Origin of the sequence: Mastigocoleus testarum BC008 (assembly GCF_001456025.1) — a bacterium.
Taxonomy (GTDB): Bacteria; Cyanobacteriota; Cyanobacteriia; order Cyanobacteriales; family Nostocaceae; genus Mastigocoleus; species Mastigocoleus testarum.
Genome location: NZ_LMTZ01000145.1, coordinates 21,970 through 35,919, shown reverse-complemented (window position 1 = coordinate 35,919; position 13,950 = coordinate 21,970). Strand labels below are relative to the sequence as shown.

Genomic DNA, 13,950 nt, shown 5'->3' with positions numbered 1-13,950 from the left:
TGTGTCAAAAGTAAATCAGTAACTTAAAGTATTAAATTAACAACATAACAAGTATAAAAAAACTCTTTGATCGTAAACTTATCTTTTTTTTATAATAAAAGTACTAGATATCTTATCATGTAAAGCTTGTTTTTGAAGGCTGAATGCAGCAAGAACATATCCTAACATCAGCGTAGCTGTAGATATAATGTTCGCAAAATATCGAATATTTGCTTGGAGTAAAGAAATTTTTTCTTGACTTGAGTTCGTGACATTAATATTTAGGATTTGTTTGCCGGGAGTAGCTTGTTTCGTAGAGCTTTCAAACAACGTAAAATAAAGCCAATTGATAACGATTCCAAAGATAGTGGCAATTGTCTTTTCTAGTTCATTATCGATTAATAAACCAATTGTTCCAGAAAACCATCCAACTGAACCCATCCATAGGGAAGTATGAATGTCATCATCTCTGACAGGAATACCAATGAAAGATAAAACAAAGGGTGATAGAACGCCAATAACATTACCAATGAAAAATAGAATAATTAAATCAATTGTAAATGCCCAAAAGCGTTCCAATAAACTAGCATATTTAACATTTACTATTACTGGACTAAATTGATGTATGAGGCTATTTGTTGAGGGTTTAACATTAACTTCTGGGGGAAAAACTCCATCAATTTCTCCCAGTGTCTGCAAAATTACCTGAGTATTTTGTGGACGTTTAACTGCTGAAACAGCCATCATCCAATCGAGAAGATCTGCAAACTTAAGTGATATACCAGGTACAACATCACGCCACTCTAATATATTTGTATATGGGTTATAAAATTTATTGGGATCTTTACCAGTTAATAAATAAATAAATGTGCGTCCCAGAGCAAAAAAATCTGATTGCTGTACTGCTTGACCGTTAATTTGTTCTAACGGGGTATAACCAGAAGAAATAATACCAGTAACATCACCAACAGCTTTTTTTGCAACGTAAGTTCTGGTAACTTGTCGAACTGTACCAAAGTCAATCAGTGTTAAATGTCCATCAGTCCGCAACATTATATTAGTAGGCTTAATATCGCGATGGAAAAAGTGTTGGTTATGTAGCTGCTGCAAAATGATTGTTAATTCTCGTAACCATTTGATAGCTAATTCTGGATCGATAGGTCTATTCCCCTGCTGCTTTAAATATTTATGCAAAGTTAAACCTTCAATTTTCTCCATTACCAAGCAGTGTAAATTTCTCTTGCTATTTCTTGGTACATAAAGAAAGTAACCATCTTTCTCCACTTTAGGGATACCTGGATGATCTAAAAGGCTTAGTACTTCTGCTTCTCGTTCAAATAACTCTACTGCTTTAGGACCGTTATCAATTAAAACTTTCAGTACCTTGATTTTACCAGTATTATCTATCAGTTCGTAAGTTTTACCAAAGCCACCACCCCCTAACTCGCGCACAACTCGGAAGCGTCCTTTTAGTAATAATTCCGAACCGCAAGCCTGACAAAACTGCATATTAAGATTGTTATCAGGAGCAAAGCAGCGTGGGTTGATGCAGAGGCTCATACAAACACCGAATAATTATGAATACTTTTGTATGTCTATCCAGTGTTACTAGTTTTGTGAAAAAAGTAAATAAGTGCTACGAGTATTAAATAAACAATATCAAAATTTTCTACTGCAGGTTTAATATGGGAAATATAGTAATTTTTCTCAAAAAAATCATTTTTTATTGCTTGTGACAAATTTTTTTAATTCTTTACTTCTCTCGATATTTTATTTTCTAACTTATTGTATCGGTAGCTTTGATTATCCTCAGCGAACAAAGAGTTGCAAATAGCTTGATAAAATTACCTCACCAGCGATTAAAGAAATAGTTGCACCAATTGCTAAGTGTGGACCAAATGGAAAAGCTTTACTTGTTTTTTGCTTTGTTGACGAAACAGAAAAAATCTTCCCCCCACCATAAATAGTGACTCCCGAACAACAAGCAAGAAAGCAAGCTAACAATAAATATTTCCATCCTAACCAAGCTCCCATCATTGCTGCTAGCTTTGCATCTCCCGCTCCCATTGCAGTTTTACCTAAAATAGCTGAACCAAGGTTTGCGATCGCATCAAATAACCACAAACCCAAAATTGCTCCTACAACTGAGAACATAATTTGATTAATAATTTCGGTAGAGTTTCCCGTTAACCAACCGATACATACATGAAATATTACTCCTAGGACTAAACCAGAGGTAGTTAAAGGATTGGGTAGGGTCATAGTATCAAGATCGATCAGTGACAAAGCTAATAACCAACTACAAAAAATCCAATAACCAATTGTTAAGGGAGAAAATTCAAATATGGAAAACACGAGTAAAAACATTAATCCTGTAACAGTTTCGACTACAGGATAACGAGCAGAAATCTTCGTTCGACAATAACGACAACGTCCTTTTAGGGTGATCCAACCAATTACGGGAACATTGTCATAGGGTTTTAGCTGATTCAAACACTTGGGACAGCGAGAAGGTGGAAAAAGTAAAGATAGTCCAGCAGGTATTCGATAAACTACAACATTAATAAAACTACCAATGGATGCTCCCAAGGCAAAGATAATTATATTTGCCGGAATTATAACTAAAATTTCATTCATATTCCCGCTTATTAGTCCATCTGCCAAAAGTATTATTTACAGGGTTATAACATTGGCGAATGGAAATTGGCGAGATGTTTGGAGTGTGGGGAGTGTGGGGAGTTTGGGGAGTCTGGGAAGTCTGGGAAGTCTGGGAAGACTCATTACTCATTACTCATTACTCATTACTTATTACTCATTACTCATTACTTATTACTGTGCGCTAACGCGCCCCGCTACGCTAATATTACTCATTACTCATTACCCATTATCCATTGCAAACACCAAAAAATTGTAGAGACCTAGCACCGCTAAATCTCTACCTTAGGAACCTGTTATAACCAAAAAGAAGATTGATATGACAAATCACCAAAACAACTAATACACGCAAGATTCTATTTGCTCAAGAGGTATAAAACGTTCTTCTGGTAACAGCACGGGTTGGTTTTTAAAAATTACTTTACCCCGATGATTCTCGCGGTGAATCGCGACTCCAGAAGCATATCCAGTGATTTCTGGATGAACCTCACAGTGAGTGTGATAAATATTACCAGCAGCTTTAATCAGAGCAGCGTCGATTAAAGTTGATGGGGGGTTCTGCTCCGGATAAATAGTCTGGTTTTGCTGAAAGTTATACACAACTGTTTGGGTTTTGTATTTTGAGTTTCTCTTAGTCTATCCAAAATTCATGACGTTATTTGTAAAATTTTCGAAATAAAACTTCAAAACAAAGCTTCGACATAAAGCTTTAATTATGAAGCTTTAATTATTAAGCTACGTCATCATAATTTTTCTAGAGTTTCGATCAGCACTTCACCCATCGCACTGCACCCTAAAAGCTTCATTCCTGGAGACATTATATCCCCTGTACGCATATCTTGTTGTAGGATTGAAGACACAGTATTTTCGACTGCATCTGCAGCCTGTGGTTGATTTAAACCATAACGTAGCATCATTGCAGCACTTAAAACTTGAGCTAAGGGATTAGCTTTATCTTGTCCTGCAATGTCAGGAGCAGAGCCATGAACGGGTTCGAATACTCCTGGTCCTGAAGCACCCAAGCTTGCAGAAGGTAACATACCTATACTTCCTGTAAGCATCGCTGCAGCATCAGAAAGAATATCACCAAATAAATTACCAGTAACAATAGTGTCAAATTGTTTTGGTGCGCGCACTAGCTGCATCGCAGCATTGTCAACATACATATGAGAAAGTTCTACATCAGGATAATCATTGGCTAGATCGGTTATACGATTGCGCCATACCTGGGAAACTTCTAAAACATTGGCCTTATCTACAGAGCATAGTCTACTTTGGCGTTTGCGAGCGGCTTCAAAAGCAACTTTACCAATACGTTCAATTTCTGATTCGGCATAAACCATTGTGTTAATACCGCGTTTTTCATTGGTTTCGCTAGAAAAAATACCTTTGGGTTTACCAAAGTAAATTCCACCAGTTAGTTCCCGAACTACCATGATATCTACACCTTCAACAATTTCTCGTTTGAGTGTGGAAGAATCGATTAATTCGGGCAAAATCTTCGCCGGACGCAAGTTTGCAAAGAGTTCTAAGCCAGCTCGCAGACCTAATAAACCAGCTTCTGGACGTAGATTAGAAGGTAAAGAATCCCATTTGTAACCGCCAATTGCAGCTAGTAAAACAGCATCACTATTGCGACACATATCTAAAGTTGTACTTGGTAGGGGTTCACCTGCTTCATCAATTGCAGCACCACCAATTAATGCTTCTTGGAATTCAAATTGCAGATCGAATTTTTTCCCAACGACCTTAAGCACTTCTACCGCTACGGTCATGATTTCAGGTCCAATCCCATCGCCAGGTAAAAGAGTAATGCGGTATTGTTGCGCCATAAGTTTGCTTTCTTGTGGGTAGATGTTTGGCAAGAAATCGAAAGTTCTCGCGACTATATATCATAACCACCCAGGTATACCCGCGATCAATCTGTTTATCAAAAGCTGTCCCAATAAAATCTAAACTCTAAATTATTTTTCTCACCAATATGCCTTTTTCTCACAGATACTATCTTCTTTGATTTCTAATTAAAGTAATATTTTTACTAAGTCTTAATTCAGAAATATCGCTGTTGTAAATAATTAACTTTATATATTTTTTACTTTTATTTTTCAATTATTTCACACCTAAAGTTCGGAAACAGGCTTGTCTTGACTGGAATACATAGATGTGCAAATATTTTTTCATACTATTAAATACTAACAGTATAGTTGTATCATAAATTACTATTCGCAATATAAATTCTTAAATAAAATCCTAGATATTCATTCCTTCATTGTTAATATTACTCACATAATTTTCCATGATTCGACAAACTGCTGTAGGGTTAGCCATAGGTTCGGTGATATTTGCCAGTGGATTAGCATCAGAGCCTTTGCCAAGTCATAGTTCTACACAAATCGGGACTCACAAACATAAGTCTTTGTCGCTTTCATCGCAGGAACACAGCTATAATAATTTCAACTTAAGTGTCCTAGAAAAGTCAGTTTTTCAAAAAATAAATCAATATCGAGCTTCAAAGGGTTTACCAACACTGAAGTTAGATAACAAGATATCTCAACAAGCAAGAATTCATAGTCAGAATATGGCTAAGTGGAAAGTACCCTTTAGTCATAGTGGATTTGAAAAGCGAGTTAAAGCTATTCCCCTTACTTACACTAGCGCAGCAGAAAATCTTGCCTTTAACCAAGGGTATGACGATCCCGCAGTGGAAGCTATGGATGGTTGGATAAAGAGTCCTTCACATTTGAAGAATATAGTGGGAAATTATGACCTTACCGGTATTGGTGTTGCTGTAAATGATGATGGTGAAGTGTACTTAACACAGATTTTTCTGCGCAGCTATTAATTACTTATACTTAGTTTGCGTGATTCCTATAGAATAATATTTTTATTACTTTCAGATTTATGGATTTGCAGGACTTTCAGGTTTGCGAACGCGATCTTGATGAAGCGACTTTATCGAATTATTTACAGAGTGAAGCTTTAGCTGTAGATACGGAAACAATGGGACTTTTACCCCACCGCGATCGCTTATGTTTAGTGCAACTATGCAACGAACAAGGAAAAGTTAGTGTAGTTCGGATTGCAAAAGGACAAACTACAGCTCCCAACCTCAAAAAACTTTTAGAAGCAACAAATATAGTTAAGATATTCCACTTTGCTCGTTTTGATCTTGCAACATTGCGTCATTATTTGAATATTCAGGTGCAACCCGTATTTTGCACCAAGATTGCAAGTAAATTAGTCCGTACCTACACACCACGTCATGGGCTAAAAGAGTTAGTAATGGAATTGGAACAAGTTGAATTGGATAAAAGTTCCCAAAGTTCTGATTGGGGTAATGCTGATAATCTATCGGAAGCACAGTTAAGTTATGCTGCGAATGATGTCCGCTATTTGGTTAGTCTGCGCCAAAAACTTATAACTAGGTTGCAAAGAGAGGAAAGATTGGAGCTTGCTCAAAAATGTTTTGAATGTTTACCTACCATAGTTACTTTAGATTTATTACAGTTTAAAGATTTGTTTGAGCATTGAGTTGGGGATTGGAGATCGGGGATTAGGGATTAGGGATTGGGGATTAGGGATTAGGGATTGGGGATTGGGGATTGGGGATTAGGGATTGGATTACATCCTTAGCATTCCTTGTTACTCGTAGATCCCTTTTATAAACTAAGCATTCGCAATTTGTAAGATTTTACCTTGAAATTTAGGAATGCAATTTCTTAGATTGTATTCACTATTAGCGTGCATATTGATTGATACTTCACTCAGCAACAGCAGGTATGTCAATTATTAAAAATATTCAAGGAAGCTTGCAAAATTTCACGCGGTACAGAATAGAAAAATATATTCTGAGTGGATTTGGAGTCTTTATTTTTCTTTCTATCGTTATAGTTGGTTTTGTAGAGGTTCAACGCAACCTTTTACCTTACAAAATTATTTTAACTGCAGGGAAAAAAACAGGAGAAAGTTATATTCTCAGCTCGGCGATCGCGAGAGTTGCTCGACAAAATAGCAATATCAAAATTGATGTTTGTGAAACAGACGGAACAGGGGATAACATTAAAAGCCTTAGAGGTGAGAGGTTAACAACAAAATCTACATGCTTATCAGGAGTATCAACAAAATATCTCAAAGCCCACTTAGGAACTGCTCAAGCTGATATTTATCCTGGTTCGGATGCACGGGTTTTAACTAATCTTTATCAAGACCATTTTCATTTACTTGTTAATCCTCAAAAAGTTCCCTTACCTCAACAAATAGAAAATTTTCAGATTGGTACCCTCAGAAGTAAAACAGTTGAAACACCTCAAGGAGGAGGACAACGTAAATCTTTTGAAAACATTGCAAATAAGCACTACAAAATTAATTTTAACTTTATAGATTCCAATCCAGAAAAAGCAGATGCTGTCTTTCGCGTCCGCGTTCTTGGTAACGAGCAAATTCGTAAGCTGATCGCTACTGGTTGGAGATTAGTACCGATCGGACAAGTGAATGCTATTCAGCAAACAAAATATCCTGCTTATTCACCTTCTACAATTCCTGAGGGAGTTTATCGAGGTTCACCTGCTGCTCCAGAAGTGGACTTAGAAACAATTGCGGTGCAAAGAACTTTATTGTCCAGAAGAGATGTACCTGACTGGGTTGTTGAAAAGATAGTAACTATTTTGAGTGAGTATCGTCAGGAGATAAAAAAAGAAATTCAAGCGATCGCTCAAGAGCGTTATGGTTCCCCCCAAATTTTCGATCCAGAAACCATTTATCCTTTAGTTAATCGCTTCGAACGACCAGAAGATAATAGCAATGTGCAAATTCATAAAGGTGCACTCATTTATTATGACCGTAACGACCCTTCCTTTATTCAAGAAAATGCTGATTTTTTGGGATTGTTATTAACCATTGTTTTGTTGGTTGGTTCGTGGTTGTTAAGGATAAAAGTGTGGCGCGATCGACGGATAGAATGTGAAGCAAATGAAAAAGTCGATCGCTACATTGAAAACGTTGTTCAGTTAATGAAGCTTAATGCCAAAAATCAAGCAATTTATTCTACAGTTGTTGAGATAACCCGATCCCTAGAGGACTTATTCGGACGTCAAGAAAAACTCAATCAGGAATTTCAAAGAGCTAGTCATTCCCTTGATATTGAAGAGATATCCCAGTCGGGTTTCCGGGTATTTAGTGAAGCTTATAAATCTGCTCGGGAGACTATCGAGCAAGCTGTTGAGGAACGTCAACGAAAAGTTGTTTCGAGTTATGTAAATCAGCTTAAAGAATTACTAAATCGATTGGATAGTGGAGAAAAACCTGATTTACTTTTAATTGAATTAGATCAAATTCGTAATGAAGCTGCAGATACCTTACTTCAAGAACGAATTTTCTCACGTCAATCCTTTAGAACTTTTGTTGATGCATATAACTTTATTAGAGATGCAATTGAACGTTCCTGTAAAGGTTTGAAATAATAATTGATAATTGGTAATTGATAATTGGTAATCGGTAATTGGTAATTGGTAACTGATAAAAGGGAAAGGAATGATTTACCTTCCCCATAGTGGAGAATTAAGAGTAATAACTGTATTCGCGATTAAAAGTAACCCACTTACAGTTAAATATTAGCCGCGAACTTAGTCACATTCCAGAGACTTGCGAGTTGAAACACCTGTTTTAGAATTAACTCCACTTGCAACCGCGCAGAGTTTTTTAATTTGAAAACCATCTAAAACAGCATTTGTGAAATCAGCACCTGTGATATCTACATCATCAAAGGTGGAATATAACATCATTGCTTCTGTTAAGTTTGCATCGCTGAGATCCGCACCTTTAAAATCTACTAAGTAAGCGATACCATCACTCAAATCTGCACCATGAAGATTTGCTCCTGCTAGTGTTGAACCGTTGAAAACAGCACCCCGTAAATCGGAATTACTAAAATTACTATTCTCTAAATTCAACTTGGTGAATTCAGAAGCGATTAAAGTTTTATTTGAGAAATCTTTATTTACTACTGCACGTTTACCCGCTACACGCTTATTTGCAGCTTCTGCTGATAAAGGATGGAACAAAACAGCCAAAGCTAAAACAAAAGCAAAAAACACCCGCCAGTATTTCATCATGTTAGTTTGTTGAGTTTCAATACTTCCACAATTAATTATTAAACTTATTGGTGATCGATTGTCGATTTTTAGTCAGAGAGCCATAATTTGAGGAGAATAAAATCTCCGGCGTCCCCCATAATTGGGGAATTTAGGGAGCTACACTGGCGACTATAAATTTTAAAGATTCATCCCTCAATTCTGCAACGCCAAATTTCTCTCTTAGTCCATGTTAGGGTTCTAGTTCTTTTCTTCTTTGCTAAGAGGGATTCAACAATTTCCCACTGCTTATCTGTTAAACTCCTTGAATATAAAATTTTTCCCTAATCATACATCTTTTGTAAAGATACCAAATGGGGTTCTATATAACGATGAATTACAAACAAAATCGTCTCCGAAAACTCTTCACATGTAGTTTTCTTACATTAATTAGTACGCCAGTTCATGCTCAAATAATTCCGGACAAAACTCTACCGAAGAACTCTGAGATTAAATTAGAAGGTAATAGAAGCATTATTAAAGGAGGAACAAGAGCAGGAAGTAATTTATTTCACAGCTTTGAAGAATTTTCTGTTCCAACAGGTGGAGAAGCTTACTTCAGTAATGGTGCTGATGTCAGTAACATTATCAGTCGAGTCACAGGTAAATCAATTTCTAATATTGATGGTTTAATAAAAGCAAATGGTAATGCAAACTTATTTTTAATTAATCCCAATGGAATAGTATTCGGTAAAAATGCTTCGTTGGATATTGGTGGTTCCTTTGTGGGGAGCACAGCTAATAGTTTTAAGTTTGCTGATGGCAAAGAATTTAGTGCTGCTGAGACACAAACAACAGGTTTATTGAGTATAAATGTTCCTTCGGGATTGCAATATGCTTCCAATTCAGGAAAAATTAGCAATCAATCTCAAGTAACAGACAGTGAAGGTGAAGTTGTTGGTTTGCGAGTAAAACCAGGAAAAACATTGGGGTTAATAGGTGGTGATGTCAGCTTTGACAATGGAACAGTAGATGCTCCTGATGGAAGAGTGGAGTTAGGAGGGCTCAAGGATGAAGGAACAGTTGGATTGAGTCGGGATGGAAGTAATCTCAGTTTTAATTTTCCTCAGGGGATAGAAAGAAGTGATGTTTCTTTAAGTAATGGTTCGCAAGTCGATGTGGCTGGGAATCGCGGTGGGGAAATAGCTATTAATAGCCGTAATGTTCAAATTATAGAAAAAAGTTCTTTGGAGGCAGGTATAAAAGAAGAACTAGACTCAATTGATACTAAAGCTGGAAATATTGATATTAATGCAACTGAAGCGATCGATTTGGAGGGAGGAGGTATAATCAGCGACTCAATAGGACTTGGTGCAACAGCACAGGGAGGGGATATTAACATCAAAACTGGCAATTTATTAGTTAAAGATGCAAAGGTGAGTACTTTGATTTTTGGTGGGGGTAAGGGAGGTAATTTGAATATTGATGCTAAAGATATTCAACTTATTGGTACAAGCGGAGATGGTGACTCTCCTAGTGGATTGTTCGCTCAAACAGATTCTGACTTAAAAGGAGATGGGGGAAATTTGAAAATAAAAACTAATACATTGCTAGTTCAAGATGGAGCAAAGGTAAGTACTAGAACATTTGGTGCTGGTCAAGCAGGTGATTTGACAGTTGATGCTAAAGACATTCAAATTATTGGTACAAGCAAAAATGGTAATTTTCGTAGTGGATTGTTTACCGAGCCAGTTTTTGACCCAAAAGGAGATGGGGGAGATTTGAAAATAAAAACCAATACATTAGTAGTTAAAGATGGAGCAAAGGTGAGTACTAGCACATTTGCTGGAAGTAAGGGAGGTAATTTGACCATTGATGCCAAAGATATTCAACTTATTGGTACAAGCAAAGATGGTGTTTTTCTTAGTGGATTGTTTGCCGAACCATTTTCTGAAGACTCAAAAGGGGGTGGAGGAGACTTGACCATAAAAACTAATACATTATTAGTTAAAGATGGAGCACAGGTGAGTACTAACACGTTTGGTGCTAGTCAGGGAGGTAATTTGACTATTGATGCCAAAGATATTCAGCTTATTGGTACGAGCAAAGATGGTGATTCTCCTAGTGGATTGTTTGCCGAACCATTTTCTGAAAACTCAAAAACAGATGGAGGAGATTTGACCATAAAAACTAATACATTATTAGTTAAAGGTGGAGCAAAAGTAAGTACTAGAGCATTTCTTGAAAGTAAGGGAGGTAATTTGACCATTGATGCTAAAGATATTCAGCTTATTGGTACAAGCAAAGATGGTAGTTTTCGTAGTGGATTGTATACTGAACCATTTTCTGAAGACTTAAAAGGAACTGGGGGAGATTTGACCATAAACACTAATACATTGTTAGTTAAAGATGGAGCACAGGTGAGTGGTAGCACATTTGGTGCTAGTCAAGCAAGTAATTTAACTATTGATGCTAAAGACATCCAACTTATTGGTGAAGGCAAAAATGATAGATTCACTGGCTTGTTTACTAAGGCAGAATCCGGAACAACAGGAGATGCAAAAAATCTGTTCATTACCACCGATAGGTTATTAATTTCCAATGGAGCAACCATTTCAGTTACTAACGATGGAACAGGGGCACCAGGTGATATTAATATCAACGCTAGTTCCGTACAACTTGACAATGGCAAGATTGAAGCTGACACCAATTCTAACAAGAAGGTTGGCAATATTAAACTCGACATTGCAGATTTATTGCTGATGAGCAATGGTAGCCGGATTTCTACAAATGCGGGTGTAACTGAAACAAAGGGAAACGGAGGTAACATCACAATCAATATTCCCGATGGCTTTATTATTGCTACTCCAAATCAAAATAGTGACATTACTGCTAATGCATCTGAGGGTAATGGTGGAAGAGTTAATATCAACGCTACTGGTATTTTTGGCATCGCTCCACTAAGTTTAAAACAACTCTCCAGTTTACGTCCAGAGGATTTAGAACCAGGCGAATTACCAACAAACGATATCACAGCAGTTTCTCAACAAAACCCCAACTTGAGCGGCACTATTGAAATAGATGTACCAGAAAACCCTACTCAAGAACAGGAAGAATTACAAACAGATATTGTTGATGTGTCGCGGCTAATTGAGCAAAACCTCTGTCAAGCCAGTCAAAACAGTGAATTTGTTATTACAGGGCGTGGTGGTATACCTCAATCTCCCAAAGAGACTCTGGAAACTGATGCAGGTTGGGAAGATTGGCGGCTAATCCCTTTCAAAGAAAAAACCACAGCAGAAATAATACAGAAAGTAAATAAATCTGAAGTAAAAATCAAGGAAGAACGACCCAAAAAAATTGTTCAAGCTCAAGGTGTGACATTTAACTCCAATGGTGAGGTAGTCTTAACGGCAACTCCTAATAGTTCTGAACCATTAAATTCTGGCTTAAATGCTTTGAATTGTCATAATTTCGCAGGATGATGAATTTATTAAAACCTCTAGTTATACTATTGGCTCATCTTCAGAAATTATGCGGCGAAGCGTTCTAAAAAAGAGATTGCTTCTCTTAACGCCGAAATTGAAAAACGCTTGGTATCTTTTCAACCAGTTATGTTGCAAAAATAGGATTCAAATATTGAGGAGTATAAAATTCCTTGCTCAAAATTTCTTTTTTAAGCAGCAACCCCAAACAAATAATTAGTAAACAATATTATATTCAGCAACGCCTCAGCAACGCCATCGAGATTATGATTTGTTAACTTACCATTTCCATACATCACTATCAGAGAAAGATGCCCCAAAAAACTCTCTATACAAGTTACATCGTAATGTCACCTTATTACCAGAAATGTTGACTAATCCCATACTGTGCAACTGATAAGCTAACATCATTTTCAATTGCACTGGATTTTGAGCTGTAACAATCTGCTTAAGAGCCTTTGCTAAATCCAGATTTTGTTGTATGTTTAACCAGTGTTTTCGTAAATGATGACCATAAATCCCGGCTTCTGTAGTCGCTTCCGTTAAAATTTGTTCCAGGGAAATATCTGGATAAATTTTCAGGTGAGCGAAGGCTAACTCCAATAGATAGGGATGACCTCCTACAAGTTCCATTAGTTTTTCTAGCTTATCTAGATCCAGTAGAACTTCATGTTGTCTAGCAAAATTTATTACCTGCTCCCGGTTAAACTCCATTAACTCAATAGGTAAACCAACATTAAATGGAGATTGTTCAATATTGAGCCGGATGTAAACGTCTGTAGAATGAACGATAATTAATCGCAACTTTTTCCAAATTTTACGACTTCTTGCTTTTTCATACCAAGAGCGTAATAAGCCAAAAAAGTCTTCGTAAATTTGTGGATGAGGAAAGAGCAAATCTAAATTATCCAAACATAAAACCAGAGGATTTTCTGACTGAGCTAATAAATATTCTTCAAAATAAGTGGTGCTACTAACCTTCGCCCCCATTCCTTCTTCATCCCAGTATTCATCTAATTTATTGCCTAATCTCAGTTCTCGACCTAAGTTAATACAAAACCAACGCAAAAATTTATTAATATCTGTAAAATGAGTGCGAATATCTGCTAGTTCCAAGCTTAAGTTAACAGTGGAATAATTCTCCTGTGACAACTGATTCAGTATTCTTGTAACAAGATATGTTTTCCCCATAAAGCTAGGAGCTTTTATCCTGATTAGAGAGCCAGGTTGCTTGATTGTTTCATAACAAATTGATTCGATGGGAGGGCGCTCTACATATATATCCAATTTGGAAGTAAAATTTGTTGTTTTTTTCTCAACTAAAAGCTGTTTTTCTCCTAAGTTATGTTTTACTGAATCTGAATTTATAGAATCCAAATCTAGATTTATTTGCGAGACTGTATGATTTTGATTTTTATTAGCAATACTTTCTATAAAACTTGAAGTTTCTCTACAAGTAGATTGTTGTGACCAATATTTTTCTAAAACTTGTTTAAAATTACTTTTTTTAACCTTTTCATCTAGAGACTCTGTCAGAGATTTCCAAAGTTTTGGAGCTACATCTTGACTGATATAGCTTGTAGCATATTGATGCTGTGCCGCGATTGTGTCATACTCTTCTTTGTTCCATGCTCCTTCAATAATAATAATCTCAACTTTTGTCAAATATCTTTGGAGGTTGACATATAATAATTTATTTACTATTTTGATTGCTTCATCTAAGGTAAAATCACTCACGATTGGACCTCAAGCTAATAGTTTAT

General features: G+C 36.5%; 11 protein-coding genes. 4 read left to right on the top strand and 7 right to left on the bottom strand.

The window, feature by feature from the left end:
* Nucleotides 1-78 precede the first annotated feature (78 nt).
* From BC008_RS38925 to leuB, 5 genes are all read right to left on the bottom strand, one after another.
* The gene (locus BC008_RS38925; RefSeq protein ID WP_027845755.1) at nt 79-1,539 is read right to left on the bottom strand and encodes a protein kinase domain-containing protein; all 1,461 of its coding nucleotides are present in this window, start codon (nt 1,537-1,539) and stop codon (nt 79-81) included.
* A gap of 249 nt (nt 1,540-1,788) precedes the next feature.
* Nucleotides 1,789-2,616: a prepilin peptidase gene (locus tag BC008_RS38920; protein WP_027845756.1), complete on the bottom strand. Its 828-nt coding sequence runs from the start codon at nt 2,614-2,616 to the stop codon at nt 1,789-1,791.
* Nucleotides 2,609-2,767 carry a hypothetical protein gene (locus BC008_RS50050; protein ID WP_161938215.1) on the bottom strand — a complete coding sequence of 53 codons (159 nt, stop codon included), beginning with the start codon at nt 2,765-2,767 and terminating at the stop codon, nt 2,609-2,611. Before BC008_RS50050 ends, BC008_RS38920 begins: the two co-directional genes overlap by 8 nt.
* Before the next feature lie 206 nt (nt 2,768-2,973).
* Nucleotides 2,974-3,234, bottom strand: a complete 261-nt coding sequence (locus tag BC008_RS38915) for a hypothetical protein (RefSeq protein WP_058184554.1) — start codon at nt 3,232-3,234, stop codon at nt 2,974-2,976.
* Nucleotides 3,235-3,377: 143 nt separating this feature from the next.
* Nucleotides 3,378-4,466: a 3-isopropylmalate dehydrogenase gene (gene leuB / locus BC008_RS38910; protein ID WP_027845920.1), complete on the bottom strand. Its 1,089-nt coding sequence runs from the start codon at nt 4,464-4,466 to the stop codon at nt 3,378-3,380.
* Between the two features lie 464 nt (nt 4,467-4,930).
* Between leuB and BC008_RS38905 the strand changes: the two genes are divergently transcribed.
* The 3 genes from BC008_RS38905 (at nt 4,931) to BC008_RS38895 (ending at nt 8,093) form a co-directional block, all read left to right on the top strand.
* Complete coding sequence (locus BC008_RS38905; RefSeq protein WP_027845919.1) at nt 4,931-5,476, top strand: CAP domain-containing protein; 546 nt, start codon at nt 4,931-4,933, stop codon at nt 5,474-5,476.
* 59 nt (nt 5,477-5,535) lie between these two features.
* On the top strand, nt 5,536-6,165 hold the full coding sequence (locus BC008_RS38900; protein ID WP_027845918.1) for a ribonuclease H-like domain-containing protein: 630 nt from the start codon (nt 5,536-5,538) through the stop codon (nt 6,163-6,165).
* 248 nt (nt 6,166-6,413) lie between these two features.
* Nucleotides 6,414-8,093, top strand: coding sequence for a TAXI family TRAP transporter solute-binding subunit (locus BC008_RS38895; RefSeq protein ID WP_027845917.1), 1,680 nt, complete (start codon nt 6,414-6,416; stop codon nt 8,091-8,093).
* A gap of 162 nt (nt 8,094-8,255) precedes the next feature.
* Here BC008_RS38895 and BC008_RS38890 read toward each other — a convergent pair whose 3' ends face one another.
* A complete protein-coding gene (locus BC008_RS38890) occupies nt 8,256-8,741 on the bottom strand; it encodes a pentapeptide repeat-containing protein (RefSeq protein WP_027845916.1) in 486 nt (161 codons plus the stop codon).
* 353 nt (nt 8,742-9,094) lie between these two features.
* Between BC008_RS38890 and BC008_RS38885 the strand changes: the two genes are divergently transcribed.
* The gene (locus BC008_RS38885; protein ID WP_058184552.1) at nt 9,095-12,187 is read left to right on the top strand and encodes a two-partner secretion domain-containing protein; all 3,093 of its coding nucleotides are present in this window, start codon (nt 9,095-9,097) and stop codon (nt 12,185-12,187) included.
* A gap of 279 nt (nt 12,188-12,466) precedes the next feature.
* Here BC008_RS38885 and BC008_RS38880 read toward each other — a convergent pair whose 3' ends face one another.
* Nucleotides 12,467-13,924 (bottom strand): AAA-like domain-containing protein, encoded by a 1,458-nt coding sequence (locus BC008_RS38880; RefSeq protein WP_063800852.1) that lies wholly within the window; start codon nt 13,922-13,924, stop codon nt 12,467-12,469.
* Nucleotides 13,925-13,950 lie beyond the last annotated feature (26 nt).

Bases quoted from the DNA above. Each gene is read 5' to 3' on its own strand.
- BC008_RS50050 (WP_161938215.1), bottom strand. From the start codon at position 2,767: ATGAGTAATGAGTCTTCCCAGACTTCCCAGACTTCCCAGACTCCCCAA.
- BC008_RS38920 (WP_027845756.1), bottom strand. From the start codon at position 2,616: ATGAATGAAATTTTAGTTATAATTCCGGCAAATATAATTATCTTTGCC.
- BC008_RS38885 (WP_058184552.1), top strand. From the start codon at position 9,095: ATGAATTACAAACAAAATCGTCTCCGAAAACTCTTCACATGTAGTTTT.
- BC008_RS38900 (WP_027845918.1), top strand. From the start codon at position 5,536: ATGGATTTGCAGGACTTTCAGGTTTGCGAACGCGATCTTGATGAAGCG.
- leuB (WP_027845920.1), bottom strand. From the start codon at position 4,466: ATGGCGCAACAATACCGCATTACTCTTTTACCTGGCGATGGGATTGGA.
- BC008_RS38895 (WP_027845917.1), top strand. From the start codon at position 6,414: ATGTCAATTATTAAAAATATTCAAGGAAGCTTGCAAAATTTCACGCGG.
- BC008_RS38905 (WP_027845919.1), top strand. From the start codon at position 4,931: ATGATTCGACAAACTGCTGTAGGGTTAGCCATAGGTTCGGTGATATTT.
- BC008_RS38890 (WP_027845916.1), bottom strand. From the start codon at position 8,741: ATGAAATACTGGCGGGTGTTTTTTGCTTTTGTTTTAGCTTTGGCTGTT.
- BC008_RS38925 (WP_027845755.1), bottom strand. From the start codon at position 1,539: ATGAGCCTCTGCATCAACCCACGCTGCTTTGCTCCTGATAACAATCTT.